The sequence below is a fragment of the Rhizobium sp. F40D2 genome, from assembly GCF_051810745.2.
Taxonomy (GTDB): domain Bacteria; phylum Pseudomonadota; class Alphaproteobacteria; order Rhizobiales; family Rhizobiaceae; genus Rhizobium.
Genome location: NZ_CM131436.1, coordinates 984,886 through 1,010,050, shown reverse-complemented (window position 1 = coordinate 1,010,050; position 25,165 = coordinate 984,886). Strand labels below are relative to the sequence as shown.

Below are 25,165 nucleotides of genomic sequence, written 5' to 3'. Positions count from 1 at the left end.
CCGCGCCCGGTTTACCCGGCGTGTCCCTGAACTCGTCTGCCGTGGAGACTGGCGACATGACACAGCTTACCAATGCCCTTGGCTTCTGGAATACCAGCGCCACGCGCCATGCCCCGATTGAAGACGTGCAGGGCATATTCTCCGGCAGTCTCGTCGCCGCACTCGGCCTCTACGTGCTCGCCAGCGCCGGGCTTCTCACAGGCAGCACCGCCGGTGTGGCCTTCCTGCTGCATTATGCCTTCGGCGTCAATTTCGGCCTCGCCTTCTTCCTGCTCAACCTGCCGTTCTTCTGGCTCTCCTGGAAGCGTCTCGGCATGGCTTTCACCGTCAAGACCTTCATCGCCATCGGCCTGACTTCGGTGCTATCAGACGTGCAGTCGCGCTTCTTTTCCATTTCGAGCATCCATCCGGCCTGGGCCGCCCTTCTCGGTGGCCTGCTGCTCGGCTTCGGCGTGCTGGCGCTCTATCGCCACCGCGCCAGCCTCGGTGGCGTCGGCATTCTCGGCGTCTACCTGCAGGAGCGTTTCGGCATCCGCGCCGGCCTTGTCCAGCTCGCCATCGATCTCTGCGTGCTCGCCGCCGCCTTCTTCGTCACCACGCCGCCGGTGGTGTTCTATTCCGTCCTCGGCGCCGTCGTCCTCAACCTCTTCGTCGCCATCAACCACCGCGCCGACAGGTACATCGCGCTGTAAGGTAGCGGGTGCCCAACCTTACAAATCCGTAACCAATTCTAAACAAAACGTAACTTGCCTCTCTTCCGTCCCGGCGCGACACTTCTTCCCGCGCCGGATTTGATGAGGTGAGTTATGTCAGATTTGGAAAAGCTTGTGAGACGCCGCATGCAGGAAGAATACGCCAAAGGCGCTTCCGCAGAGGAAATCGCGAAAGTCGTCCGCGACCTCTTCAATAGCATCGACCTTTCGGGCGATGGGTTTGACGCCGTCGCGGTGGGTGCCACGACCGATCGCCAGTAACGGGATATTCAACCGACCCGAGATTTTCGGGTCGGTTGCTGGGATGCCATCCTCGCTGTCCTTGCTCCACAAACCACCCCACACTCCGTCATCCTCGGGCTTGACCCGAGGATCCACGCTGGCCTCCATCGGGCGGGGCGTGAATCCCAGGCTCAAGGCCTGGGATGACGGAGGTTGGGGAGCTGTTTTGCCAAACTTGCGGTTGACGCAGCGGATGACACGTCGCACTTCCTGGTTCAACGCGGTGGCGTTTGGCTCCACGTTTGCCTGGGTTAAGCCACCGGTCTCACCCCCGTGTCATTGGCCTCAAGCGGCCTTGACGGCAGCATCGATCGGATGCTGCGAGCGGAAGCCGACGGCGAGTCGGTTCCAGATATTGATCGCGCCGATCGCCACGGTGATCTTGGTCATCTCCTCCTCGGAGAAATGCGCCTTCAGCGCCTCGTAATCGGCATCCGGTGCGCCGGTTTTGGCAAGGTTCGTCACCGCATCGACCCAGCCGAGCAGCGCCCGTTCGCGGGCGTCATAGATCGGCGATTCCCGCCAGACGCACAGCAGGTTGATCCACTGCTCGCTGAGCCCATCATGGCGAGCTTCCTTCACATGCATGTCGACGCAATAGGCGCAGCCATTGATCTGCGAGGCGCGCAGCTTGATCAGGTGGATGAAGCGACGCTCCAGCCCGGAAGACTGGACGTATTGCTCGAGTGCGGCGACCGCCTTGTAGGCATCGGGGGCGGCTTTGGCGAAGTTGAAACGCGGTTGCATGGTCTTCTCCTTTGTTGTGGCTCAGCGAGCCGTCTTGCGTTCATGGATTTCCAGGAAGGCGCAGCCGCGGGCTGCGATCGATCCGTCGTCGATAGCGGTCAATTCGATGCCGAGATCGGCAATGCTGGTCTTGGCCAGTTCGGCCCGATAGACCCGTTCAGCTCTCAGCATCGCCGCGCTGATGTTGCAGGGCTTGGCGAAGAGCCGGTCGGAGACCGGGTTCGGCCCGCGCTGGCGGATTTCGGCGCAGCGGAAAGCCGGCGCCGGCCCTTCGACCGCGAGCAGGATATCGAGCAGCGAAATCTCTTCCGGCGCCTTCGCCAGTCTATATCCACCCCGCGGCCCCGGCACGGTGTCGAGGATACCGGCGCCCGAGAGCGCCTGCAGATGTTTCAGCAGATAGCTCGTCGACACACCGTGGAATTCCGCCAGTGCCGCGGCCGAAAGCACGCCGCCTTCGGAGAGACCGGCAAGCATCGCAACGCTGTGTATGGCCTGCTCGACGCCATCGCTCATCTTCATCGAAGCGATCTCCTATCATGGATAAAAAATATCCATGATTATGCCGGTTGTCAAGAGCTGCCTTGTTACTTGCCGCTTGCCTTTATTGTGACGGCGGATAGAAACGGCAAAAGCCGACAGGGGAACATCATGGCAGCCAACGCCTTCGCAGGCCTTCTGAATTCCAGCGCCGACCGCCACTCGCTATTCGACGACGCCCAGGGCATCGTCGCCGGCAGCATGCTCGCCGTGCTCGGCGTCTCGCTGCTCTCAGGCGCGGGACTGCTTGCCGGCGGCACGGCGGGTCTCGCCTTCCTCGCCCATTATGCGACCGGCTACAGCTTCGGCCTCTGCTTCTTCGCCGTGAACTTGCCCTTCTACTATCTCGCCTTCCGCCGCATGGGCGCGGCCTTCACCATCAAGACCTTTGCCGCCATCGCGCTGACTTCAATCCTCTCGGAATTCGTCCCGGGCTTTATCGGCATTGCGCATGTCAATCCGATCGCAGGCGCGCTCTTCGGCGGCCTCGTCATCGGCGCCGGCATGCTGGCGCTGTTCCGCCATCGCGCCAGCCTCGGCGGTATCGGCATTCTCGCCCTCTATATTCAGGATCGTCTCGGTTGGCGCGCCGGTCTCGTCCAGCTCGGCTTCGACTGCCTCATCCTGGCGCTCTCCTTCCTGGTCGCCAGCCCTTCGATCATCGCCTGCTCCGTGCTCGGCGCCGTCGTCTTCAACCTCACGCTTGCCATCAACCACCGCAAGGACCGCTATATCGCCGTGTGAGGCGATGGACGCTCTTCTTTTTCCTCAGGCTTTCACTACCTTCAGGGCGTGGACCAGATCGATTCCGAAGCCCGCGCTTTGCTGCCTGCCGCCTTTACCCGCTGGTTTGCGGAAAAGGGCTGGCGGCCGCGCGCCCATCAGCTGGAGCTGCTGTCCCGCGCCGAGGCCGGCGAAAGTACGCTGCTGATCGCGCCCACCGGCGCCGGCAAGACGCTTGCCGGCTTTCTGCCGTCGCTGACCGATCTCACCCGCCGTGGCAAAATTCCGCCCGGCTCTGCCTTCACCGGCATTCATACGCTCTATGTCTCGCCGCTGAAGGCGCTGGCGATCGACATCGAGCGCAATCTGATGAAGCCGGTCGAGGAAATGGGCCTGCCCGTCACCGTCGAAAACCGCACCGGTGATACGCCGAACGCCAAGCGCCAGCGCCAGAAGCTCAACCCGCCGGATATTCTGCTGACGACGCCCGAACAGGTCGCCCTGCTTCTGGCCAACCGCGAGGCGGAGCGCTTCTTCAAGGATCTGAAATATGTCGTCCTCGACGAGCTGCATTCGCTCGTCACCTCGAAGCGCGGCCATATGCTGTCGCTCGGCCTTGCCCGTCTGCGCGGGCTTGCCCCCGGCCTCCAGACCATCGGCCTGTCGGCGACCGTCGCCGAACCGATGGATCTGCAGAAATGGCTGGTTGCCCAACAGGAGGGTAGCGGACAGGAGGGCAGGGAACACCATGCCGGTCTCGTCGTCGTCGAAGGCGGCGCCAAGCCTGATATCTCGATCCTGTCGACCGAGGAGCGTATTCCCTGGGCCGGCCATTCCGCCAAATATGCCATTCCCGACGTCTACAACCAGCTCGTCGACCACCAGACGACGCTGCTCTTCGTCAATACCCGCAGCCAGGCCGAAATGCTGTTCCAGGAACTCTGGACGATCAATGACGACAATCTGCCGATCGCCCTCCACCACGGCTCGCTCGATGTCGCCCAGCGCCGCAAGGTCGAGGCGGCGATGGCTGACAACCGGCTGCGCGCCGTGGTCGCCACCTCGACGCTCGATCTCGGCATCGACTGGGGCGATGTCGATCTCGTCATCCATGTCGGCGCGCCGAAGGGCGCCTCGCGTCTTGCCCAACGCATCGGCCGCGCCAATCACCGGATGGACGAGCCCTCGAAGGCGATCCTCGTGCCGGCCAATCGCTTCGAGGTCATGGAGTGCCAAGCGGCCCTCGACGCCAATTATATCGGCGCGCAGGACACGCCGCCGGTCGGCCGCGGCGCGCTCGACGTGCTCGCCCAGCACGTGCTCGGCATGGCCTGCGCCGAACCTTTCGACATGCTGGAACTCTACGATGAAATCATCAGCGCCTCGCCCTATGCCGATCTCAGCTGGGAGACCTTCGAGCGCATCGTCGATTTCGTCGCGACCGGCGGTTATGCGCTCCGCACCTATGAGCGTTACGCCCGCATCCGCAAGACCAAGGAGGGCCGCTGGCGCGTTTCCAATCCGGCCGTCGCCCAGCAATACCGCCTCAATCTCGGCACCATCGTCGAGAGCCCGATGCTGAATATCCGCATGGTCAAACGCGGCGAGGGCGGCCGGATCGGCCGCGGCGGCGCCACGCTTGGAAAGGTCGAGGAATATTTCCTCGAGCAATTGTCGCCGGGCGATACTTTCGTCTTCTCCGGCAAGGTGCTGCGCTTCGAGGGCATCCGCGAAAACGAATGCCTGGCCTCGCAGGCCTTTTCGCTCGATCCGAAAATCCCCTCCTACAATGGCGGCAAGTTTCCGCTGTCGACCTATCTCGCCGAGCAGGTGAGGGCGATGATCGCCGATCCCGACCGCTGGCGCCACCTGCCGGATCAGGTGCGCGACTGGCTGTCGCTGCAGAACGACAAGTCGATGCTGCCGAAGCGCGACGAGTTCCTGATCGAAACCTTCCCGCGCGGCAGCCGCGGTTATATCGTCGCCTATCCCTTCGAAGGCCGTCTCGCCCATCAGACCCTCGGCATGCTGCTGACCCGCCGGCTGGAGCGGGCGGGCGCCAAACCGCTCGGCTTCGTCGCCACCGATTATTCGCTGGCCGTCTGGGGCCTCGAGGATATGGGGCTGATGATCGCCAATGGCCGGCTCAGCCTCTCCGACCTCTTCGACGAGGACATGCTCGGCGACGATCTCGAAGCCTGGCTCGACGAATCCTTCCTGCTGAAGCGCACCTTCCGCAATTGCGCCGTGATTGCAGGCTTGATCGAGCGCCGTCATCCGGGCAAGGAAAAGAGCGGCCGGCAGATCACCGTCTCGGCCGATCTGATCTATGACGTGCTGCGCAGCCACGAGCCGGATCACATCCTCTTGCAGGCGACGCGGCAGGATGCGGCGACGGGACTTTTGGATATTGGCCGCCTTGGCGATATGCTGAGGCGAATCAGGGGCCACATCACCCACCGCCCGCTCGACCATATTTCTCCGCTCGCCGTGCCGGTGATGCTGGAGATCGGACGCGAGGCGGTGCCGGGCGAGGCCCATGACGCGCTCTTGGCCGAAGCGGCCGACGATCTGATCGCCGAGGCGCTCGCCTGAAGAGACTGGGCCTGACGAGAATTGGAAACGACGATAGTGATGAACCGCCTGGCGCTGGCGCGCGACATATCCGGATTGGCTGCGGTCCCCGGGATCGAGACATCGGTCCATGGCATTGCCGCCGTCTGCGATCCGCTTGGCGCCCTCTATCTGCCGGACGCCGGCCTGCTCGTCGTCTCCGATCTGCATCTGGAAAAAGGTGCAGCCTTCGCCCGCCGTGGCATGATGCTGCCGCCCTATGATACGCTGGCGACGTTGACCGTGCTGGCCGCCGTCATTTCCCGCTATGATCCGAAGCTCGTCGTCTCGCTCGGCGACAATTTTCACGATCGCATCGGCTCCAAGCATCTGCCGGAGAATTTTCGGGCGCTGATCGTCGCCATGGCCCGCGGCCGCGAATGGATCTGGGTCAACGGCAACCACGATCCTGACGGCGTTGTCGATCTGCCCGGTGCCTCTGTCGACGAAATGCACTATGCCGGCCTGACGTTCCGCCATGAGCCGAGGAACGGCTTGCAGAGCGGCGAAATCGCCGGCCACCTGCACCCGTCGGCGACGGTGCGCCGCCGCGAAAGATCCATCCGCCGTCCCTGCTTCGCCACCGACGGCGCCCGCCTGCTGATGCCCGCTTTCGGCGTCATGAGCGGCGGCCTCGATCTCGGCCATCAAGCGATGAAAGGCCTGTTCGACAAGGGGTCGCTGATCGCGCATCTGCTGGGGCGGGATCGGATTTATTCGGTCAGGTACGGGAATTTGCGGGGGTAGGCCCCCTGTGATCCGGATGGGGGCTTTCACAGCACACCCTTAAATCAATCGCACCCCTGCAACTGCTGCTGATACGTCCCAGCCATCCGCGCAAATTTCTGCGCGGTCTGCTGCAACTGACCATTCGAGCGCCAGTCGCCGCGCTTGTATCCCGTCGGGCCGGAATAATAGGCGAGGTATAGATTATAGGCATCGTTCAGCGGAATGCCGGTCTCGGCGCTGTTCTGGGCGTGGTACCAGCCGATGAAATCGATCGCGTCGGCGAAGTTCGCCCGCCGTGCGGTCCAGTTCCCGGTCTGCGATTGATAGTGGTCCCACGTTCCGTCGAGCGCCTGCGAATAGCCATAGGCGGTCGAGGGCCGGGTCCAGGGAATGAAGCCGAACAGTTTGGTGCGCGGCGGCCGCGCATAGGGCTGAAAGCCGGATTCGGTGTACATCGTCGCCATCAGGATCGGCACAGGCACGCCGTATTTCTTCTCCGTCCGCTCGGCCGCACTTTGCCAGCTGGAGAAAAGCCCGTCGCGCTCGTCGAAGACGGCGCAGATGTTCCGCGTCTGCTTCGGCGCTGTCGCGCAGCCGGCAAGCAGCGCGAGACCCACGGCGGTCAGAACGATACGAGTACGCATGACAAAATCTCTCGTTTCCCAGAGATTACTAACTCGTAAATGTTAAAAACCGGTTTTTAGTCGAATGTGAACTTCTCTAGACAGCTGCCTGCGCCGCCCAGGGATGGATGCCGTCGCGCAGCCAGAGGACGCTATCGCGCCAGAAGCCCTCGCAATGACGTGAATGGAACAGGCCGAAATGGCCGATCGACTCGAAGCCGAGATCGGCGGGCTGCAACAGCGCTTCGTCGATCTCGGCGTTGCGGTAATAGGCAAGCGTGCGACGGATCGCCGGCACGGTTCCGAGTTCGTCGTCCGACATGGCGACGGCCAGGATAGGTGCGGTCACCGTTGCGAAACGCTTCAGCACCTCGTCCCGCTCCGCGGCGGGGTAGCTCATTTCCATGCGCGCCCGGCGAAAGCTCCATTCATGGGCGACGCCGGCCGGCAGATCCTCGAGCCAGCCGAGCCGTTTGCCGGGAAAATAGCCGAAAAGCGCCGTCAGCGCCGGCATGGCGACGTGCCATTTCATCAGCAGCCGCATCCGGCGCGCCGGCGCATAATCACGCCAATAGGCGTATTGGGCGCCCATCGTCAGCATGCGGTCGATCCGGCCGGCATGTTGCGAGAGGCCCGGCAGAAAACCGCCGATGCTGTGGCCGACGATGTAGAGCGGCTGGTCCGCCCGTCCGTCCATGAACCGCAGCGCCGCGTCGAAGTCCTTTTCGCCCCACTCCCGCCACCGATAACCGCAGCCTCGGAGCCTCGCCGGCCGTGAAAGCCCAATGCCGCGGTAGTCAAAGGTCAGGACGTCGAAACCGTGAGCGGCGAGAAACTGGGCGTAACGGTGATAATAACGTGCAAGCACGCCGGTCGCCGGATTGATGATGACGCTGGCGTGAGCCTTTGCCCCGCCCGAGGTCCAGAGATGGCCGCCGAGCATCACGCCGTCGCTGCATCGGATCTCCACCGGTGTATCCACCGCCGGACGTTCATCTTGTTCTTCCGCAAGCGGCAGGTCAGCGCCTTCTGCCATGCTCCGTCTCCCCATATTCGGGGACAATGATAGAGGCGCCATTTCCGCAGGAAAAGCCGAATGCGGCCACAGATTGGGCCGCCGGCGTCATCAGATAGTCTAACACGCTACGCTTTCACGGGCTCGTAGCGCAGGATCACCGCGCCGCCTTGCGTCGTCGAGGATTCGATGAGCTTCAGCGGCGCCCTGCCCTCCGCAGGCTTGAAAAGCGGGTTGCCGCCGCCGAGGATGACGGGCACCATGCAGACCCTGATTTCATCGATGAGACCCCGCTTTCAGCAGGCTGTCGGCAAGCTCGGCACTGCCGAAGATGAAGATCGTCTTGCCATCTTCCTGCTTCAGCCGCGTCAGTTCCGGGATCGGATCGCTGATAACTCGGGCATTGTTCCAGCCGGGTTCGGTCATCGTCCTCGACACGGCGATCTTGGCGATGTCGTTCATATAGGCCTTGAATGTGTCTTCGCTTTCGGCGGTCGGCCAGTAGGAGGCCAAGCCTTCTCATGTCCATCCTCCTTTTGGATTGCGTTTAGTGTAACAAACCGATTGCGATTGGCAACTGGTTCACCCTATATAGACTGATAGCAATATGCAATCGGTTTTTCGCGGGAAGGCAGGACGAGTCACACCCGCGCCGCCGTTTGAACGCGCGCCATTCCGGAGAGGAAGTTTGTGTGAGTGCCGCGCCGGCCGTGGATCAGTCCTTGCGGAAGATCAGGCTGGCGCCCCAGCCGGTGATGACGGCGAGCAACACGGCTGCGCAGCCGTAGAGGATCGGCTGACCATGCGCGGCGTCGGTGATCGTCTGCTCGATGCCGGTCTTGATGACACGCAGCGGCAGCGATTCATCGGTAATCAGAGTACCGCTCTTGAAGAGATAGGCGCGCACGGTGTGGACGCCATTCGGAATGTTTGCCGGCAGGCGCAAGCTCGCCTTGAAAAGGTTGGAGGAAACGAAGCGCACGCCGCTCGGGTTGCGGTCGTAGAACCCGCCGCCCTGCTGCAGTCGCCGGAAGGCATCGCGGAATTCGGCGAGATTGCTGCCGTCGCCGACGAAGCCGACCGGAGTCAGCGGAATATGGTCGATGCCGATCCCCTGATCGGTCAGTTCGAGCGGCGTCGTCAGGTCGTCGATCATCCGCGAACTCGACATCGAATAGGAGTGCGGCACGGATTCGAAGGTCATCGAGCGCGTATTCACCCAGATGCCGAAGACCCGCTCCTTCTTGCGTACCGTCGCATCCTGGCGCGGGCCCTCCAGCACCACGACGACGTCATATTGGCCGATGGCGAGCAGCAGCTGGTCGGTATTCGACAGCGCCCCGAAGATGGTCAGATCGGCGCCGTGGAAATCCGAGGTGATGGCGATTTCGCTGGTTGACGTGCCGATCTCAAGCCCTTCGCGCACCGTTTCGGTTGACTGCCCCGGCAGCCATTGCGCTCCGGCGGCCGCCGGCAGCAGGCAAAGCAATGTGATGACGGCGGCAAGCAGGCGCATCAGTTACCGGCTCCGATCACCACCGAATAGACGTCGGCAGGCGTCACCACCAGGGCGATCGCCAGACGCAGGCCGACGGCGAGCACCAGCAGGCCGAGCAGGGCGCGCAGCTGTTCGCCGCGCAGCTTCTGGCCGACGCGCACGCCGTATTGCGCGCCGATGACGCCTGCCACCATCAGGATGAAGGCGAGCACGATATCGACGGAAAAGTTCGTTGCCGCCTGGACGACCGTCGTATAGGCGGTCACGAAAATGATCTGGAACAACGACGTGCCGACGACGACATTGGTCGGGATGCGCAACAGATAGATCATCGCCGGCACCATGATGAAGCCGCCGCCGACGCCCATGATCGAGGTGAGGATGCCGATCGCGAAACCGAGCGCGACAATCGGAATGACGCTGAGAAAGATCTTCGATTTCTTGAAGCGCACCTTCAGCGGCAGTCTGTGCACCCAGTGCTGGTGGCCGGGTTTGCGTGGCGCCGGCGGCTCGTTGCGCGCCGCCCGCCGGATGGCATTGATGCTTTCGAGCAGCATCAGCCCGCCGACCGTGCCGAGGAAGATGACATACATCAGCGAGATGATCAGATCGAGCTGACCGATGGCGCGCAGCAGCGAGAAGATCCAGATGCCGACCGTGGCGCCGGCGAGGCCGCCGATCAAAAGCACCGTGCCGAGCTTGACGTCGAGCGTGCCGCGCCGGAAATGGGTGATCGCGCCGGAGATCGACGAGGCCACGACCTGGTTGGCGCCGGTGGCGACGGCAACGACCGGGGGAATATTGTAGAAGATCAGCAGCGGCGTGATCAGAAAGCCGCCGCCGACGCCGAACATTCCAGACAGGAATCCGACGGCCGCCCCCATGCCGAGAATGATGAAGATGTTCACCGACAATTCTGCGATGGGCAGATAGATTGTCACAGCCGACCCCGAATGATGACCGCTCCTGCCGGGCGGTTTCTGTCACGTCCCCGTTCGAATGCGCACCATACTGTGAAATCGTTGCCAGAGGCTTTCGATCGGCCCTTGGATCGAGCAATGGAGATCGGTGGCAGAAGATTCGCCGGATGCGCGGATGGATATGTCCCGCATAATCCGGCTTTTTTCAGGTTTTGTGACAGTCGGCGGCAAAATTGGAAAAAGCCTTGCGGCATAGTGCCGCCAGGCTTTTTGTAAAGCAATTTCAGCATAAGGGCCGTGCGGTTTGCGCCCGGTTTGGCGCAAACACGATAGAGGTCATTCCCGCCCCCGAGGGCGAGGAAATGCGCTAGATCGCCTTGGCTCCCTGCTTGTTGCGTTCGAGCAGTGCCTTGACGGTTGCGTCGGTCACCTTGCCGTCCGGCTCCTGGCCGATCGACTTCTGGAAGTTCTTGATCGCGGTCACCGTCTTGGCGCCCATTTCGCCATCCGGCGTCCCGGCGTCGAAGCCGTTATTGTTGAGGATCGCCTGGATGTTGCGGACCGCCTTCTTCATGTCGACGCTCGCCGTCTTCAGGCCCGTTCCCGCCCATTCATCCGGAATGTCGATGGTATTGCTACGGTGGTCGAGCGGCTCCGGCTTCCAGAGATCGGCCTTGGCGCGGGCGCGTTCGAGCTGGTCGGGCTTCATGGCTTTGGACACTTCGTCGCGCTTCTGCGCCGCATCCTTGTCGCCGGCCTTGGCGGCGATCGCAAACCATTTGTAGGATTCTTCGAGATCCGCCGGAACGCCGTTGCCCCTCGCACAGAGGATCGCCAGGTTGAACTGGCTGTCGGTGATGCCGAGGTTGGCGGCCTTGGTGAACCACGAGGCCGCCGTCGCATAATCCTGCTGGCCCAGCGCGCCGGAGGCGTAGAGCACGGCGAGATTGTGCATGGCGCTGGCATTGCCCTGGTTCGCAGCCTGTTCGTAGAAGCCCTTGGCCCTGGCGATGTCGCGTTCGACGCCGTTGCCCTTCTCGTACATGCTGCCGAGCCGGTATTTCGCCGGCGCAAAACCCTTGTCGGCCGAAAGCTGGTACCAGCCTGCGGCCTGCTTCTGATCGACCGTGATGCCGTTGCGGCCGTCCGAATAACGCGCGCCGATCTCAAACAGCGCCAGCGCATCGCCGCTCTGCGCCGCATCGGCAAGCGATTTCGGCTGGATGGTATCGGGACTGGTGATAGCGGCCTGCGGGCCGGATGCGGCCGGCGTGTTCGGGACGAAGCCCGATGTCTCCGCCGCAGCACCCGATGGGGCGGCCGGGGCAAGCGTCGCCGCCCCCTCGCCATCGAGCGGCGTTGCGTCGGTCAGATGATCGCCGGCAACCGGCGGGGCTGCTTGCGGCTGTGCCTGCTCGCCGGCCGGTGGCGTCGCCTCCGCTGCGGGAGCGGCCATGTCTGCCGCATTGTTCTCCGGCTGGGCGGGTGTCACCTCAGGCGAGGCCGGCTGCGGGCTTTCCGTCGCGCCGGTCAGCGCCGAGACCTCGGCCGGCGCCTGCGGCGCGCTCTCGCCGCTCGTCAGCGTTCTCGCAAGCGGAAAGGCCATGATCGCGAGCAGCACGGCACCGACTGCCAGCAGGATCGGCCGGCGGTAGCGCGAAAAGGCGCTGGTCTTGCCTGTCTTATCCGTCTTGTCGGAAATCTTGCCGGCCTTGTCGGCAGCCTTCTTCTCGCCTTTGACGGCTGCCTGTTTCGGATTGGCGTCCACCTCCATCGCGGCCGCCTGAGCGGCGCGGCGGGCAGCGGCGATATAATCGGCGCGATCGGTTTCGGCGGCAGGTTTGCCGCGTGCCGCACTCTGGCTGGCGCGGACCCGCTCGAGGATCTTCTTGACGTCCGGTGCGCCCGAGCCCGGCTCGAGCAGTTCGTTGGACGCGTCGGTCGGCACCACGTCGGCGGGATCGATCGACGGCGCGGGGTCGATCATCGGGCGTTCGGTTGCCCGGCTCTCGGTCTTCTTGCCGGGCAGCAGCCGTTTGCCGAGACTGGCGAGCAGACTGGCCTTTGCCGGTGCCTGCCAGCGCTGGAGTAGCAGCCTCCGATGTTCTGGTCGCGGCTTCAATGGCGATCGCGCTTGTTCCGCTCATGGCGGTTGCCTGCGCCGGGGCGGCAGGTTCGGCGGCGACCTCGGCGGTGCGGATGACCGGGGAGGCCTTCGCCGTCACGACAGCGGCCGGCGCCTTGTTCATCTCGGCCTCGGCCACCATCAGCGCATAGGGATCGACATCGAAATCGACCTCGGCCAACGGCATTTGGGCGGCCGGCCGTCCGCGCTCTTCCATGCCGTCGAGGCGGTCGGCGATATGCACCAGCGTCTCGTGCAGCGCCTTGAAGGTCTTGTGCGTGCGTTCCTCGCTATCGCGGCTGATATCCTCGAGATGGCGCAGATCTTCGGCGAGAGCCGTCAGCGCCGACATGTCGGCGGCGGGCACGCCGCCCTGCGCGGCGCCATTGCGCGAATAGGCCTCGACGACGGCTTCCGCCGCCTGGCGCGCTGCCTCGATAATATATTCGTCGCTCGTCGCCATATAATCTTCGATCGCGCCCATGCGCCGGTCGAGATCGGCGGGGATCGCAGCGCTTTCGCGCGGCTCGCTCATCAGGGCCGAAAGATTGGCGATCTGGTCTTCGAGGTTCTTCAGCGCGTGCGGATCGGTCGGCGCTGCCGCCGTGCTCTCTTCCAGCCGGGCGGCGATGTCGCTCAGCCGTCCTTCGAGGCGCCGGAAGGCACCGTCGTCGACCGCAGCGGCCGGCGCCGGCGGCTGATGGGCCATCTCGTCGATGCGTCGGGCGAGATAATCGAGCCGCTGCGCCAGCACGTCGTTGACGGCGCCGTTCTCGAGCGCGTCGATCTTGCGGGAAATGTCGGAAAGCGGTCCGGTGAGGTCGGGCTGCGGCGCGGCCTTCTGGGTGTGCTCCAGCAGATAGGACAGATGTTCCAGCCGTTCGTCGAGCCGCGACGTCGCTTCCGCCTTGCTCAGCTCCTCGACGCGAGATGTCAGCGCCTCCAGCCGCAGCGCCAGCTCGTCATCAGGCGTTGCACGATTGGCCGCATCATGGCTCATCAGGTCGATCTGGTCGGCGAGCGCCGAAAGCCGGCCTTCCAGCCGCTGCATCAGCCCCGGATCGTTGGCGGCGGCCGCGCGTCCGCTGGCCGCGATCGCCCGGCTGATCTCGTCGAGCCGCATGTCCATGGCTGCGAACTGTTCGGACATCACCCGGTCGTGCGGCTGGATCATGCTGCCGAACTGTTCCATCGCCGTGGCGATGGCGATGAGCTTGTCCTCGAGCGCCCTGACCGCCGGGCTTTCGCCCATGCCGCCGATATGGCGCTTGATGTCGTCGAGCCGGTAGGCGAGCGAAACCAGCTCTTCCTGCAGCCCCTCGGTATCGAGGGCGGCGAGCCGGCTTTCGAAGCCGTCCCAGCGATTTTCCATATGGCGCAGCAGATCCTCGCGCGCCAGCCCGTCCATCAGCGAGCGCAGCTCCTCGAAATCCTCGCGAAGGCCGGCGGCCTCCGGGGCGCTCGAACGGCCGGTCAACTGGGTGATACTCTGGGCAAGGCGGCCCATATCGGCGCGCATGTCGTCGGCGAAGCGGCCGTCTCCGGCATTCGTCTTGATCTCGCGAAGTTCGGCGCGCAGCGCGTTCATCTCGCGGGTGACGCCTTCGGAAATGTCGCGCTTCAGGTCCTGGCGCAGGTTGACAAGCGCCTGGGCGATCTCCGTCATCGTGTCGTCGCCGGCGCGGAAGGCGGGTGCTGCCTGCGGTGCGGGGCGCGGCGCAGGGTCGCGCAATTGCGGGGCCGGCTCGCGTCCGTAGGGCCGCTCACGGCCGGCTTCGAGCGCGCGCTGCCGCTGGCGGATTTCGGCGAGCGGATCCGGCCGCGGCTCGATCGGCGCCCTTGCCGGGCGCGGAGCGCTGGAGCCGGCATAGGGATCGCGCTCGGCGGTTGCCGTGCGCGGCCGCTGTTCGCGCCCGCTGCCCATCAGCCCTTCAATGCGTGCCTCCAGCCCCTCGATCGTGCGGTTCAGCGCATCGAGCGAGGTCCTGTCGGACTGTCGGGAAGGATTTGATCGCGATCCGTTCATCTTCTTGCTCGCTTCGACTGCTCGACCCCTCGTCAGAGCTCGATCCGTGGCTTTTCCGTCTATGGCCAGCGTCTTCACGCGGACCGGAGCATCTTTCATCAGAAGTTAGTCAATTAGACTTTCCTCAAGCTGAACGATGTAGCGGCATTCCTGGGAAACGCGAGACTGGGAAAAGGAATGCGGATTGCTATTGCTCAATCCGCACCTTTCACGAAACGTGGTAAACAAGCCGTTAATGCCGCTGAGAATTTTTTAACGTTTGGGCTCAAAACGCCGTTTCTGGCGGCAATTGCCGGCCAATTGGTCGGATCGGACGGCGATGGCGCGTTCAGGTCGGCCGCTTATACTGCAGCTCGATCTTCACGCCCTCGGGGCCGTAAACGAAGACCTGGCCGAGATCGGTGTCGGGGATATCGTAATATTCGTAGCGATAGCCGCTCGCCTTGATGCGCTCCAGCGCCGGGCCGAATTCGTAAAGGCTGAAGGCGACGTGGTTGAAGATGCCGGGCGGAAAATCGCTGCTGCGCGATGTCAGGCTGAGATGGATGACCGGGCGGTCGTCGAGATAGAGCCAGTGGCCGGGCGAGGGGAAAGGCGGCCGATAGCCTTCCTCGACGCCGAGCACGGTCTTGAAGAAGCCGATCATGCGAGGCGCATCGCGTGTTTCGATGGTGACATGGTCCAGTCGCGGCATCGGTTCCTCCCTGCCAGCTCTTTCGCCGAAACATAGTCTGTTCGCAACCGCCGCGAAAGCGGCCTCTTCTGCGCCGCCGGCAGCTCAGAAGTTCTCCGTCCATGGCCGGACTTCCACTTCCAGCGACCATGCACTGCGGTGCTGGCGAAGCACGTCGATATAGGTCTGGGCGATCGCGTCCGGCAGCAGCGTGCCGTCGGGTTTCTCCGCCCGGTCCGGCCGGATTTCGGAACGCACGCCGCCGTCGATGACGAAATGGGCGACATGGATGCCCATCGGCCCGAGCTCGCGGGCGGCACTCTGGGCAAGGCCGCGCAGCGCGAACTTGCCCATAGCGAAGGGAACCGATTGCGCAAAGCCTTTCACGCTTGCCGAAGCACCGGTGATGAAGATCGCGCCGCGGCCGCGCGGTATCATGTGCTGCGCCGCCTGTTGCGCCACCAGAAAGCCGCCGAAAGCGGTGGTCGCGATCGCCTTTTCCACCTCGGCGGGGTCGAGTTCGGCAAGCGGGCCGCGCACCCGGGCGCCGGCATTGAAGATCACTACTTCTGGCCCGCCGATGGTGGCGGCGGCCTCTTCGAACAGCGCCGCGACGCTGGCAGGCTGCGAAACATCGGCGCTGAACGCGCTGGCGCCTGTTTCCTCCAAGAGCGCCTGGAGCTTTTCGATGTTGCGGGCGGCAAGCCCTACCTTGACTCCGAGCGCCGACAATTGCCGGGCGAGCGACGCGCTGATGCCGGAACCCGCCCCGACGATGAGTGCGCTGGCATAGGGAAAATCGGACATGTGTATCTTCCTGCGTGGATCGTCCGAAAGAGGTAGGAAGTGCCAATGGCTCGTGCCAGCGCCCTGACGGGAATTTCAGTGCGGCTCTCCCGCATCGATCGAATAGGCGCTGATGCGCGAGAGGTGAATGAAGGAAAGGCCGGTCTCCTCGGCCCATTCATTAAAGGCCCGCTGGATCAGCGGCTGATCTTTCTTCGCTGTGCCGGAGGCAGACAGCGGCACGCCCGCCGATCGCAGGCAGGCTAGCACATCGATCGTTGCGACGAAGCTGTCGCGGCCGATGCCGCGCAGGAAATATTGCCCGGTCATGCCGCCGAGCCGGCTGCCGCGTTTGCTCAACAGGTCGAGAAGGCCGATCTGGTCCTCCCGCGGCCAGTCGGCGAAGAAGGCGCCGGCGCTGCCATGTTCCTTCGCCAGTTCCCGGATGAAGGCGGCATTGGCGCGCACCGACATGATCTTGGCGCCGTTGCGGATGATCCGTTCGTCCGAGGTCAGCTCATGCCAATAATCGTCAGGCGCGATATTCAGCATTGCCGGATCGAAACCGGAAAACGCCGCTTCGAAACCCGGCCACTTCGCATCGATCACCTTCTGGACGAAGCCGCTGTAGAAGATACGCCGGGTCATATCGGCGAGGATGCGGTCGTCGGGCATGGCGCGCAGCGTCTCGTGATCCGGTCGATGTTTTTCCAGCATTGCCTGCAGCGCGGCCGCGCCGCCTTTCCGCTGCTCCGCACGCTGCCTTATCGCGTCGAAACTGATCATCCTGAAGCATTCCCGATCTGCCGTTTAAAGAGCCTTCCCGCTTATACGCCGTTCCGCGATGGACAAGGAAGGGGAGATGACGTCTCGTCAGCCAGCAGCAGTTGCGGATTCGCGCCCGCAATTTTTTTCGCGAAAGGCGGCCAAGGTACCGATTTTGACGTTTACGCAAACGTCAATATTTTGTAAGACAGTCCGCGAGGCCGGCGCGACCGGCAGTCGAATGGGAGGAATTTGACAGATGCCAGTCTACAAGGCCCCGGTGAACGATACGCTCTTCGTCCTGAACGATGTGCTGGGCCTCGAACGCTACAATAATCTGCCGGGTTTTGCCGACGCCACGCCCGATATGATTGAAGCGATCCTCGGCGAGGCGGCCAAGGTGGCCGAAGAAGTTCTCTTTCCCGTGAATTATTCCGGCGATCAGGAAGGCTGCACGCGCCACGACGATGCCAGCGTCTCGACGCCGAAGGGCTTCAAGGATGCTTACAAAGCCTATCGCGATGGCGGCTGGATCGGCCTTGCGGTGCCGGAGGAATTCGGCGGGCAGGGGCTTCCCTATACGCTGCATACCGCCGTCGGCGAATATACCTCCGCCGCCAACATGTCGTTGATGATGTATCCGGGCCTGACGCAGGGCGCGATCGCCGCGATTCTCGCCCACGGTTCGACCGAGCAGAAAACCACCTATCTGCCGAAGATGGTGGACGGCGCCTGGACCGGCACCATGAACTTGACCGAGCCGCATTGCGGCACCGATCTCGGCATGCTGCGCACTAAGGCAGTGCCGCAAGGCGACGGCAGCTACAAGATCTCCGGCCAGAAGATCTTCATCTCCGCCGGTGAGCATGACCTGGCCGACAATATCGTCCATCTGGTGCTTGCCCGCATCGAGGGCGCGCCGGAGGGTACCAAGGGCATATCGCTCTTCATCGTGCCGAAATTTCTGGTCGGCAAGGATGGCGCACTTGGCGCCCGCAACGCTGTTTCCTGCGGTGCGATCGAGCGCAAGATGGGCATCCATGCCAACGCCACCTGCGTCATGAATTACGACGAGGCGACCGGCTTCCTGATCGGCGCCGAAAATCGCGGCCTCAACGCCATGTTCGTGATGATGAACGAGGCCCGCCTGATGGTCGGCCTGCAGGGTATCGCCATTTCCGAGATCGCCTATCAGAATGCCGCCAACTACGCCCGCGACCGCATCCAGGGTCGTTCGCTGTCCGGCCCCAAGGCGCCGGATAAGAAGGCCGATCCGATCATTGTCCATCCCGATATCCGCCGGACGCTGATGACCATTCGCGCCTTCAACGAGGCCGGCCGCGCCTTCCTGCTGTGGACGGCGCTGAAATCCGATATCGCCCACCGCGCCACCGACGACAAGGAGCGCCAGACAGCCGACGATATTCTCGGCCTCGTCACCCCGATCCTCAAGGGCGTGATGACCGACAAGGGCTTCGACCATGCCGTCATGGCCCAGCAGGTCTTCGGCGGCCACGGCTATATCGAAGAACACGGCATGAGCCAGTATGTGCGCGATGCCCGCATCGCCATGATCTATGAAGGCGCCAACGGCATTCAGGCGCTCGATCTCGTCGGCCGCAAGCTGGCCTTGAACGGCGGCCGCGCCGCCATGGCGCTGTTCAAAGAGATCGGTGATTTCTGCGAGGAGAACCGCAGCGACGAAAAGCTCTCCTTCTTCACCAAGCATCTGAAGAAGGGCTTGAACGACGTCCAGGCCGCGACCATGTGGTTCATGCAGAACGCCATGGCCAAGCCCGACAATGCCGGCGCCGGCTCGACCGACTATATGCATCTCTTCGGCCTCGTCGTTCTCGGTTATATGTGGGCAAAGATGGCGAAAGCAGCCGAGGACGGCCTTGCATTCGGCGATGGAGCCCGCGAGGATTTCCTGAAGAATAAGCTGATTACGGCGAAATTCTTCATGGAGCGGATCATGCCGGAAACCGCCCTTCGCAAGGCCCGCATCGAAGCCGGCGCCGACACGATGATGGAACTGGCCGCGGAAGCGTTTTGATTGCGTCCCCTTCTCCCCTGCGGGGTCTGAAGGACGGGTCGAGACCTGTGGCTCGACCCAGGCAGAGGTGGCCCGAAGGGTCGGATGAGGGGCCGCAGGCGCGGCTTTCTTCTGGCTCCGGCTTTGCCGGAGACCCCTCATCGCCTCGCTTTGCCCAGGGTCGAGCCACTGGTCTCGACCCGTCCTTCGGACCCCCGCCGGGGAGAAGAGAAAACACGAAATTTACCGGCGCCGCCGCGCCGCCAGGGAGACGAGACAATGACCGAGGTTTTCATTTACGATCACGTCCGCACGCCGCGCGGCCGCGGAAAGAAGGATGGCGCCCTGCATGAGGTGCCGTCCGTCCGCCTGGCGGCCAAGACGCTGGAAGCGATCCGCGATCGCAACGGGCTGGACACTGCGACTGTCGACGACATCATTATGGGCTGCGTCGATCCGGTCATGGATGCCGGCGCCGTCATTCCCAAGGCGGCCGCTTTCGAGGCCGGTTATTCCACCCGGGCGCCCGGCATGCAGATCTCCCGTTTCTGCGCCTCCGGCCTCGATGCCGTCAATTTCGCCGCCGGCAAGATCGCCCAAGGGGCCGACGACATCGTCATCGCGGGCGGCGTCGAAAGCATGTCCCGCGTCGGCCTCGGCATGTCCGGCGGCGCCTGGTTCATGGACCCCTCGGTGAATTTCCCGGCCTATTTCATGCCGCAGGGTGTGTCGGCCGATCTGATTGCCACCAAATACGGTTTCAGCCGAACCGATGTCGACGCTTACGCCGTCGAGAGCCAGAAGCGCGCCGCCCATGCCTGGCAGCAGGGCTGGTTTGATAGATCGGTCGTTCCGGTCAAGGACCAGAACGGCCTGACGATCTTGGATAAGGACGAGCATATGCGCCCCGGCACCGACATGCAGGCGCTCGCCTCCCTCAATCCCTCCTTCCAGATGCCCGGCGAGATGGGCGGCTTCGAAGCCGTCGGCATCCAGGCCCATCCTGAGATCGAGCGCATCAACTATGTCCACCATGCGGGCAATTCCTCCGGCATCGTCGACGGCGCCGCTGCCGTTCTCCTGGGCTCCAAGGCCGGCGGCGAAAGCATGGGGCTGAAGCCGCGCGCCCGCATCAAGGCTTTCGCCAATATCGGCTCCGATCCGGCCCTGATGCTGACCGGACCCGTCGATGTGACCGAGAAGCTGTTGAAGCGGACCGGCATGCGCCTTGCCGATATCGATCTCTTCGAACTGAACGAGGCCTTCGCCGCCGTGGTGTTGCGCTACATGCAGGCCTTCGACATCGACCACACCAGGATCAACGTCAATGGCGGTGCCATCGCCATGGGCCATCCGCTCGGCGCCACCGGCGCGATGATCCTCGGCACCGTATTGGACGAGCTCGAACGCCGCGACTTGAACACTGCGCTGGTGACGCTCTGCATCGGCGCCGGCATGGGCACTGCGACGGTTATCGAAAGGGTCTAATGATGAGCTTCAACACCGGCACGATCGAAACCGAATACGACGAGGTCACCGAACACTGGTCGCCCCGCGTAATCGCTGATCTCAACGGCCAGAGCGTCAAGCTCGCCAAGGTCCAGGGCCAACTCACCTGGCATTCCCACCGTGACGAGGATGAGCTTTTTCTCATCTGGAAGGGAGCGCTGACAATCGAATATCGCGACCGCCCGCGTGTACATCTCAAGGCTGGTGATTTTCACGTCGTGCCGAAGGGTGTCGAGCATAATCCGGTGGCCGAGGAGGAATGCTGGATCGTGCTTTTCGAGCCGTCGCAGACGAAGCATACCGGCGATGTCGTCACCGAAAAGACGAAGACCGTAGACGCACAGCGCAGCCATTTGTCGGATTGATCGGGAAGGAAGCCTAATGACCTACACCAATTTCACGCTCGAAACCGACGCCGATGGCATCGCTCTCGTCACCTGGGACATGCCCGGCAAATCGATGAACGTCTTCACCGCCGAGGTGATGGCCGAACTCGACGCCATCATCGACGCCACCACCGCTGATGCCGCCGTCAAGGGCGTCGTCGTCACCTCCGGTAAATCCTCCTTCTCCGGCGGCGCTGATCTGTCCATGATCAAGTCGATGTTCGGCGCCTATCAGGATGAGAAGGAAAAGAGCCCGGAGACGGCGGTTCAGACGCTCTTCGGCCTAGTCGGGCGAATGTCCGGACTGTTCCGCAAACTTGAAACATCGGGCAAGCCTTGGGTTTCCGCCATCAACGGCACCTGCATGGGCGGGGCTTTCGAACTGTCGCTCGCCTGCCACGGCCGTGTCGCCTCCAATGCCAAGAGCGTCAAGATTGCGCTGCCCGAGGTCAAGGTCGGCATCTTCCCCGGTGCCGGCGGCACCCAGCGCGTGCCGCGGCTGGCCAATGCACAAGACGCGCTGCAGATGATGACGACGGGCCAGTCGCTGACCGGCTCGCGCGCCAAGGCGATGAACCTCGTGCATCAGGTGGTCGAGCCTGATCAACTGATCCCCGCAGCAAAGCAGATGATCAAGGACGGCCTGAAGCCGGTGGCTCCCTGGGACGAGAAGGGCTTCAAGCTGCCGGGCGGCGGCATCTGGACGCCGGCCTCGGCCCAACTCTGGCCGGCCGCACCGGCAATTCTGCGCCGCGAAACATCCGGCAATTATCCGGCCGCGCTCGCCATCCTGAAATGCGTTTACGAAGGCCTGCAGGTGCCCTTCGACACCGGCCTGAAGATCGAGCAACGTTATTTCACCGAGGTGCTGCAGACCCGCGAAGCCTTCTCGATGATCCGTTCGCTGTTCATCTCCATGCAGGAACTCGGCAAGGGCGCCCGCCGCCCGGCAGGCCACGCCAAGACCGAGCTGAAACATGTGGGCGTCGTCGGCGCCGGCTTCATGGGCGCCTCGATCGCCTATGTCACGGCTGCTGCCGGTCTGGCGGTGACGCTGATCGACCGCGACATGGAGGCGGCCGTCAAGGGAAAGGCCGTTTGCGAAGGCCTCGTCAAGGATTCCGTCGGTAAGGGACGGTTTACGCAGGACGAGGCCACAGCCCTTCTTGCCCGCATCACGCCCTCGGCCGACTATGCCGACCTTGCCACTGCGGGTCTCGTCATCGAGGCGGTGTTCGAGGATCGTGAGGTGAAGAAGTCGGTCATCGAGGCTGTTGAAGCCGTGCTGCCCGAAGGCGCGATCTTCGCCTCCAATACCTCGACCCTGCCGATCACCGGGCTGGCGAAGAATTCCAAGCGCCCGGTCGATTTCATCGGCATCCACTTCTTCTCGCCTGTGGAGAAGATGATGCTGACCGAGGTCATCCTCGGCAAGGAGACCGGCGACAAGGCGCTCGCCGTCGCGCTCGATTATGTCGCGGCCATCAAGAAGACGCCGATCGTCGTCAACGACACCCGCGGTTTCTTCGTCAATCGCTGCGTGCTGCGCTACATGTCGGAAAGCTACGACATGCTGATCGAGGGCGTGCCGCCCGCGATGATCGAGAATGCCGCCAAGATGGCCGGCATGCCGGTAGGTCCGTTAGCGCTGAACGACGAGGTCGCTATCGACCTCTCGCTGAAGATCCTCAAAGCCACCGTCGCCGATCTCGGCGAGAAGGCCATCGACCCCAGGCATATGGAGCTCATTTCCCGCATGGTGGAAAAGGAGGGCCGCTTCGGTCGCAAGAATTCCAAGGGCTTCTACGATTACCCGCCGAAACCGGCAAAGAAGTCCCTCTGGCCCGAGCTGAAGACGCTATATCCGCAGAAGAAGGCGGTTGAGGTCGACGTCAATGTGCTGAAGCAACGCTTCCTCGTCACAATAGCGCTGGAAGCCGCCCGCACCGTCGAGGAAGGCATCGTCACCGATCCGCGCGAAGCCGACGTCGGCTCGATCCTCGGCTTCGGCTTCGCACCCTATACCGGCGGAGCGCTGAGCTATATCGACGGAATGGGCGCGAAGGCCTTCGTGGATCTGGCGGAGGAGTTAGCTGGGACTTACGGAGATCATTTCAAGCCGACGCCGCTGCTGAGGGATATGGCTACCAAGGGTGAGACGTTTTATCGGCGGTTTGATCCTTATGCGGGAGCGAAGGTGGCGGCGTAAGCTGTTTAGTGCAGCCGACTCTTACCGTGGTGCCGTGCTTGACCCCTCTGCCCGGCAGGGCAGAGGGGGCGGCCACACCATCCGAGATAGTTCGACTTTCCCGTGCGAACGCCTTGTCACGGACACAATTTCCGATTAAACGTTCTCGCATCGATCTTGCTAGATGAACTTTGAAACGGCGCTTGCGTCGTTCCTGGCGAACTTCCTCCAAAATCGGTTTTCATCGCCGCTCGTGCTTCGGCTCGCGCGGCAATCTTCTATGAACGATTCGAAAAGGATATCGTCATGAGCACTGGTACCGTAAAGTGGTTCAACGCAACCAAGGGCTTCGGCTTCATTCAGCCGGATGACGGCGCTGCCGACGTTTTCGTCCACATTTCGGCCGTTGAACGCGCCGGCATGCGCGATCTCAAGGATGGCCAGAAGCTGTCTTACGAGCTCGTCCGCGACAACAAGTCTGGCAAGATGTCGGCAGACCGCCTCCAGGCGGCATAAAGCCCAGAGCAATTTCCAGGAAAAGTGCGAAGCGGTTTTCCGTCCGGAATTGCGTAGAATAAAAAGCAGCGCGTCCTTTGGACGCGTGGAGCTTTGAAATATCATCTCCCGAGCGTGACCACGGAAGTACTGGCACGGTTCGTTGAGATGGCAGGGAAGGTCGGGTTAGCCCGGCCTTTTTTATTGTGCGGTCAGCCTCGGCCGTATCATCGCAAGGCCGATCGTTCAGCCGCGCGACGCCTCTTCGGCCTCCAGCATCTCCATCACCCGCGCCATCACCGCCCTCGCGGCATCGAGCTCGGTTGCTGTGAAGGCGGAGCCCAACCCATCGGCCCATCCGGCCTGCGCCACCTCGATGACGCCGAGCCGGGCGGCCCCTTCCGCCGTCAGCCGCACCAGCTTGGCCCGCTGGTGCTGCGGGTTGTCGGCATAGGCGATCAGCCCTTCACCCTCCAGCACGTCGGCAAGCCGCTGCACGCCCTGGCGGGCGAGGCCGAGTGCACGGGCAATCTGCGCCACCGACATGTCGCCGCGCCTTGCCGCGGCCAGCACCTGCCATCGCGCGCTTGTCTGTCCCGCAGGCTTTGCCAGCTGATCGCCCGCCGCCGTCAGGTGGCCGGCGAGGCGAAGGGCGGTGATGGAGAAAGCGGAAAAGGCATTCCCCTCCATCGTTCGCTCCGGCCGATTTTGTTTGACAACATGTTGTCGATTCTGTATCTCATTCATAGTGACAACATATTGTCATATCGGAGTGTTGAAGGCAACAGCGAGGCGAGCGCCATGAAGAAGACCTACAAGGGAAGCTGCCATTGCGGCAAAGTGCGCTACGAGGCCGATATGGATCTCGAAGAGGGCACCGGCCGCTGCAATTGTTCGATCTGCGCCAAGCGGCGCTATTGGGGCGCCAACGTCAAGCCGGAGGATTTTCGGCTGATGTGCGACGCGGCTGAGACATCAGATTACCAGTTCAACACGATGAGCGGCCATCACCGCTTCTGCCGCACCTGCGGCGTGCCCGCCTTCGGCGACGGTTATGTCGAGGCGATCGGCGGCGCCTATGTCTCGATCAACATCGCCTGCCTCGACGATATCACTCCTGAGGAACTGGCAACCTTATCAGTCCGTTATTACGACGGCAGGCACGATGCCTGGTGGAACGAGCCTGAAGTGACGAGTTATCTCTGAAGCAATTCCGGCAAAACCGCGTGGCGGTTTTGCGTTCGGAATGACGCAAAGAGAAATGCATCTTGTCGGATCGTCCTCCCGCCGTTCGTCCTCTGTCTATCGTGGAAAAGGAGAACGGTTGTGAAAGACGAAGCCAATGCCAGGCATGAAGAAGAGGCAATCATCGCCATGCTGATGATGCGGGCCAAGGCGCTCGGTGAAAAGAACGCCGAAGAGGCGCTTTCCTATGAGGCCGAGGATTCCGTCGAGTTTTCGCTGGCGCCGCCACTCGTCATCAATGGCAAGGACAAGGCCGGCGTGCAGTCCTGGTTCGATACCTGGGAAGGACCGATCGGCGGCGAAGTGCGCGATGCCAGATTGACGGTCGGCGGCGAAGTCGCCTTCTGGAGTGGTCTCACCCGCATGACCGGCACCAAGACCGATGGCACGCAGGTCGATCTCTGGTTCCGCCAGACCCTCGGCCTCGTCAAGCGGGATGGCCGCTGGCTTGTCGCTCATCAGCACGCTTCCGTCCCCTTCGCCATGGATGGCAGCGGCCGCGCATTGCTCGATCTCGAGCCGTGACGTC

Annotated in this window: 22 protein-coding genes and 2 pseudogenes; 11 read left to right on the top strand and 13 right to left on the bottom strand. The window is 62.9% G+C overall.

Annotation, left to right across the window (positions count from 1 at the left end; genetic code table 11):
* Positions 1–56 precede the first annotated feature (56 nt).
* Complete coding sequence (locus ACS4RS_RS04815) at positions 57–692, top strand: YitT family protein (RefSeq protein WP_439008498.1); 636 nt, start codon at positions 57–59, stop codon at positions 690–692.
* A gap of 117 nt (positions 693–809) precedes the next feature.
* Here ACS4RS_RS04815 and ACS4RS_RS04810 read toward each other — a convergent pair whose 3' ends face one another.
* From ACS4RS_RS04810 to ACS4RS_RS04800, 3 genes are all read right to left on the bottom strand, one after another.
* Complete coding sequence (locus tag ACS4RS_RS04810) at positions 810–1,214, bottom strand: hypothetical protein (RefSeq protein WP_439011884.1); 405 nt, start codon at positions 1,212–1,214, stop codon at positions 810–812.
* 66 nt (positions 1,215–1,280) lie between these two features.
* The gene (locus ACS4RS_RS04805) at positions 1,281–1,742 is read right to left on the bottom strand and encodes a carboxymuconolactone decarboxylase family protein (RefSeq protein ID WP_439008500.1); all 462 of its coding nucleotides are present in this window, start codon (positions 1,740–1,742) and stop codon (positions 1,281–1,283) included.
* A 21-nt stretch (positions 1,743–1,763) separates the two neighbouring features.
* Positions 1,764–2,264 (bottom strand): RrF2 family transcriptional regulator, encoded by a 501-nt coding sequence (locus tag ACS4RS_RS04800; protein ID WP_012556521.1) that lies wholly within the window; start codon positions 2,262–2,264, stop codon positions 1,764–1,766.
* Positions 2,265–2,393: 129 nt separating this feature from the next.
* On the opposite strand from ACS4RS_RS04800, the gene ACS4RS_RS04795 reads away from it, so the two are divergent.
* Genes ACS4RS_RS04795 through pdeM form a run of 3 tightly spaced genes read left to right on the top strand, consistent with a single transcriptional unit; the run spans position 2,394 to position 6,365 of the window.
* Entirely contained in the window at positions 2,394–3,026 is a 633-nt protein-coding gene (locus tag ACS4RS_RS04795; protein ID WP_439008501.1) for a YitT family protein, read from the top strand.
* Positions 3,027–3,074: 48 nt separating this feature from the next.
* On the top strand, positions 3,075–5,600 hold the full coding sequence (locus ACS4RS_RS04790) for a ligase-associated DNA damage response DEXH box helicase (protein ID WP_439008502.1): 2,526 nt from the start codon (positions 3,075–3,077) through the stop codon (positions 5,598–5,600).
* Between the two features lie 39 nt (positions 5,601–5,639).
* Positions 5,640–6,365 carry a ligase-associated DNA damage response endonuclease PdeM gene (pdeM, locus tag ACS4RS_RS04785; RefSeq protein ID WP_439008503.1) on the top strand — a complete coding sequence of 242 codons (726 nt, stop codon included), beginning with the start codon at positions 5,640–5,642 and terminating at the stop codon, positions 6,363–6,365.
* 44 nt (positions 6,366–6,409) lie between these two features.
* Here the strand turns inward: pdeM and ACS4RS_RS04780 are convergent, their stop codons facing one another.
* From ACS4RS_RS04780 to ACS4RS_RS04740, 9 genes and pseudogenes are all read right to left on the bottom strand, one after another.
* Positions 6,410–6,991, bottom strand: coding sequence for a transglycosylase SLT domain-containing protein (locus tag ACS4RS_RS04780; protein ID WP_003588729.1), 582 nt, complete (start codon positions 6,989–6,991; stop codon positions 6,410–6,412).
* A 76-nt stretch (positions 6,992–7,067) separates the two neighbouring features.
* Positions 7,068–8,006, bottom strand: a complete 939-nt coding sequence (locus tag ACS4RS_RS04775) for an alpha/beta hydrolase family protein (protein ID WP_439008504.1) — start codon at positions 8,004–8,006, stop codon at positions 7,068–7,070.
* Between the two features lie 107 nt (positions 8,007–8,113).
* Positions 8,114–8,504 (bottom strand): annotated as a pseudogene (locus tag ACS4RS_RS04770) (dihydrofolate reductase family protein); the annotation flags it as partial.
* A gap of 196 nt (positions 8,505–8,700) precedes the next feature.
* A complete protein-coding gene (locus ACS4RS_RS04765; RefSeq protein ID WP_439008505.1) occupies positions 8,701–9,501 on the bottom strand; it encodes a TIGR02186 family protein in 801 nt (266 codons plus the stop codon).
* Complete coding sequence (locus tag ACS4RS_RS04760; protein ID WP_439008506.1) at positions 9,501–10,424, bottom strand: TSUP family transporter; 924 nt, start codon at positions 10,422–10,424, stop codon at positions 9,501–9,503. The genes ACS4RS_RS04765 and ACS4RS_RS04760 overlap by 1 nt, the downstream gene beginning before the upstream one ends.
* A gap of 346 nt (positions 10,425–10,770) precedes the next feature.
* Positions 10,771–14,554, bottom strand: a pseudogene (locus ACS4RS_RS04755) (peptidoglycan-binding protein).
* A gap of 328 nt (positions 14,555–14,882) precedes the next feature.
* A complete protein-coding gene (locus ACS4RS_RS04750; RefSeq protein ID WP_439008508.1) occupies positions 14,883–15,248 on the bottom strand; it encodes a VOC family protein in 366 nt (121 codons plus the stop codon).
* An 84-nt stretch (positions 15,249–15,332) separates the two neighbouring features.
* The gene (locus tag ACS4RS_RS04745) at positions 15,333–16,034 is read right to left on the bottom strand and encodes an SDR family NAD(P)-dependent oxidoreductase (protein WP_439008509.1); all 702 of its coding nucleotides are present in this window, start codon (positions 16,032–16,034) and stop codon (positions 15,333–15,335) included.
* A gap of 75 nt (positions 16,035–16,109) precedes the next feature.
* Positions 16,110–16,799: a DNA-3-methyladenine glycosylase I gene (locus ACS4RS_RS04740; RefSeq protein ID WP_439008510.1), complete on the bottom strand. Its 690-nt coding sequence runs from the start codon at positions 16,797–16,799 to the stop codon at positions 16,110–16,112.
* A gap of 238 nt (positions 16,800–17,037) precedes the next feature.
* Here ACS4RS_RS04740 and ACS4RS_RS04735 point away from each other — a divergent pair, with 238 nt between their 5' ends.
* From ACS4RS_RS04735 to ACS4RS_RS04715, 5 genes are all read left to right on the top strand, one after another.
* A complete protein-coding gene (locus ACS4RS_RS04735; protein WP_439008511.1) occupies positions 17,038–18,834 on the top strand; it encodes an acyl-CoA dehydrogenase C-terminal domain-containing protein in 1,797 nt (598 codons plus the stop codon).
* Positions 18,835–19,092: 258 nt separating this feature from the next.
* The gene (locus ACS4RS_RS04730) at positions 19,093–20,301 is read left to right on the top strand and encodes an acetyl-CoA C-acetyltransferase (protein ID WP_439008512.1); all 1,209 of its coding nucleotides are present in this window, start codon (positions 19,093–19,095) and stop codon (positions 20,299–20,301) included.
* Between the two features lie 2 nt (positions 20,302–20,303).
* A complete protein-coding gene (locus tag ACS4RS_RS04725; RefSeq protein WP_439008513.1) occupies positions 20,304–20,687 on the top strand; it encodes a cupin domain-containing protein in 384 nt (127 codons plus the stop codon).
* A gap of 16 nt (positions 20,688–20,703) precedes the next feature.
* Positions 20,704–22,917, top strand: coding sequence for a 3-hydroxyacyl-CoA dehydrogenase NAD-binding domain-containing protein (locus ACS4RS_RS04720; RefSeq protein ID WP_439008514.1), 2,214 nt, complete (start codon positions 20,704–20,706; stop codon positions 22,915–22,917).
* 285 nt (positions 22,918–23,202) lie between these two features.
* Entirely contained in the window at positions 23,203–23,412 is a 210-nt protein-coding gene (locus tag ACS4RS_RS04715) for a cold-shock protein (protein WP_003545273.1), read from the top strand.
* A 225-nt stretch (positions 23,413–23,637) separates the two neighbouring features.
* On the opposite strand, the gene ACS4RS_RS04710 is transcribed toward ACS4RS_RS04715, so the two are convergent.
* Positions 23,638–24,138 (bottom strand): MarR family transcriptional regulator, encoded by a 501-nt coding sequence (locus ACS4RS_RS04710; RefSeq protein ID WP_439008515.1) that lies wholly within the window; start codon positions 24,136–24,138, stop codon positions 23,638–23,640.
* Positions 24,139–24,192: 54 nt separating this feature from the next.
* Here ACS4RS_RS04710 and ACS4RS_RS04705 point away from each other — a divergent pair, with 54 nt between their 5' ends.
* Positions 24,193–24,597 (top strand): GFA family protein, encoded by a 405-nt coding sequence (locus tag ACS4RS_RS04705; RefSeq protein ID WP_439008516.1) that lies wholly within the window; start codon positions 24,193–24,195, stop codon positions 24,595–24,597.
* A 120-nt stretch (positions 24,598–24,717) separates the two neighbouring features.
* Positions 24,718–25,161 carry a YybH family protein gene (locus tag ACS4RS_RS04700; RefSeq protein ID WP_439008517.1) on the top strand — a complete coding sequence of 148 codons (444 nt, stop codon included), beginning with the start codon at positions 24,718–24,720 and terminating at the stop codon, positions 25,159–25,161.
* Positions 25,162–25,165: the final 4 nt, after the last annotated feature.

Coding starts and splice junctions, on each gene's coding strand:
- ACS4RS_RS04750 (WP_439008508.1), bottom strand. CDS start 15,248: ATGCCGCGACTGGACCATGTCACCATCGAAACACGCGATGCGCCTCGC.
- ACS4RS_RS04780 (WP_003588729.1), bottom strand. CDS start 6,991: ATGCGTACTCGTATCGTTCTGACCGCCGTGGGTCTCGCGCTGCTTGCC.
- ACS4RS_RS04705 (WP_439008516.1), top strand. CDS start 24,193: ATGAAGAAGACCTACAAGGGAAGCTGCCATTGCGGCAAAGTGCGCTAC.
- ACS4RS_RS04725 (WP_439008513.1), top strand. CDS start 20,304: ATGAGCTTCAACACCGGCACGATCGAAACCGAATACGACGAGGTCACC.
- ACS4RS_RS04800 (WP_012556521.1), bottom strand. CDS start 2,264: ATGAAGATGAGCGATGGCGTCGAGCAGGCCATACACAGCGTTGCGATG.
- ACS4RS_RS04710 (WP_439008515.1), bottom strand. CDS start 24,138: ATGAATGAGATACAGAATCGACAACATGTTGTCAAACAAAATCGGCCG.
- ACS4RS_RS04730 (WP_439008512.1), top strand. CDS start 19,093: ATGACCGAGGTTTTCATTTACGATCACGTCCGCACGCCGCGCGGCCGC.
- ACS4RS_RS04735 (WP_439008511.1), top strand. CDS start 17,038: ATGCCAGTCTACAAGGCCCCGGTGAACGATACGCTCTTCGTCCTGAAC.
- ACS4RS_RS04765 (WP_439008505.1), bottom strand. CDS start 9,501: ATGCGCCTGCTTGCCGCCGTCATCACATTGCTTTGCCTGCTGCCGGCG.
- ACS4RS_RS04745 (WP_439008509.1), bottom strand. CDS start 16,034: ATGTCCGATTTTCCCTATGCCAGCGCACTCATCGTCGGGGCGGGTTCC.
- ACS4RS_RS04815 (WP_439008498.1), top strand. CDS start 57: ATGACACAGCTTACCAATGCCCTTGGCTTCTGGAATACCAGCGCCACG.
- ACS4RS_RS04805 (WP_439008500.1), bottom strand. CDS start 1,742: ATGCAACCGCGTTTCAACTTCGCCAAAGCCGCCCCCGATGCCTACAAG.
- ACS4RS_RS04720 (WP_439008514.1), top strand. CDS start 20,704: ATGACCTACACCAATTTCACGCTCGAAACCGACGCCGATGGCATCGCT.
- ACS4RS_RS04740 (WP_439008510.1), bottom strand. CDS start 16,799: ATGATCAGTTTCGACGCGATAAGGCAGCGTGCGGAGCAGCGGAAAGGC.
- ACS4RS_RS04715 (WP_003545273.1), top strand. CDS start 23,203: ATGAGCACTGGTACCGTAAAGTGGTTCAACGCAACCAAGGGCTTCGGC.
- ACS4RS_RS04775 (WP_439008504.1), bottom strand. CDS start 8,006: ATGGCAGAAGGCGCTGACCTGCCGCTTGCGGAAGAACAAGATGAACGT.
- pdeM (WP_439008503.1), top strand. CDS start 5,640: ATGAACCGCCTGGCGCTGGCGCGCGACATATCCGGATTGGCTGCGGTC.
- ACS4RS_RS04795 (WP_439008501.1), top strand. CDS start 2,394: ATGGCAGCCAACGCCTTCGCAGGCCTTCTGAATTCCAGCGCCGACCGC.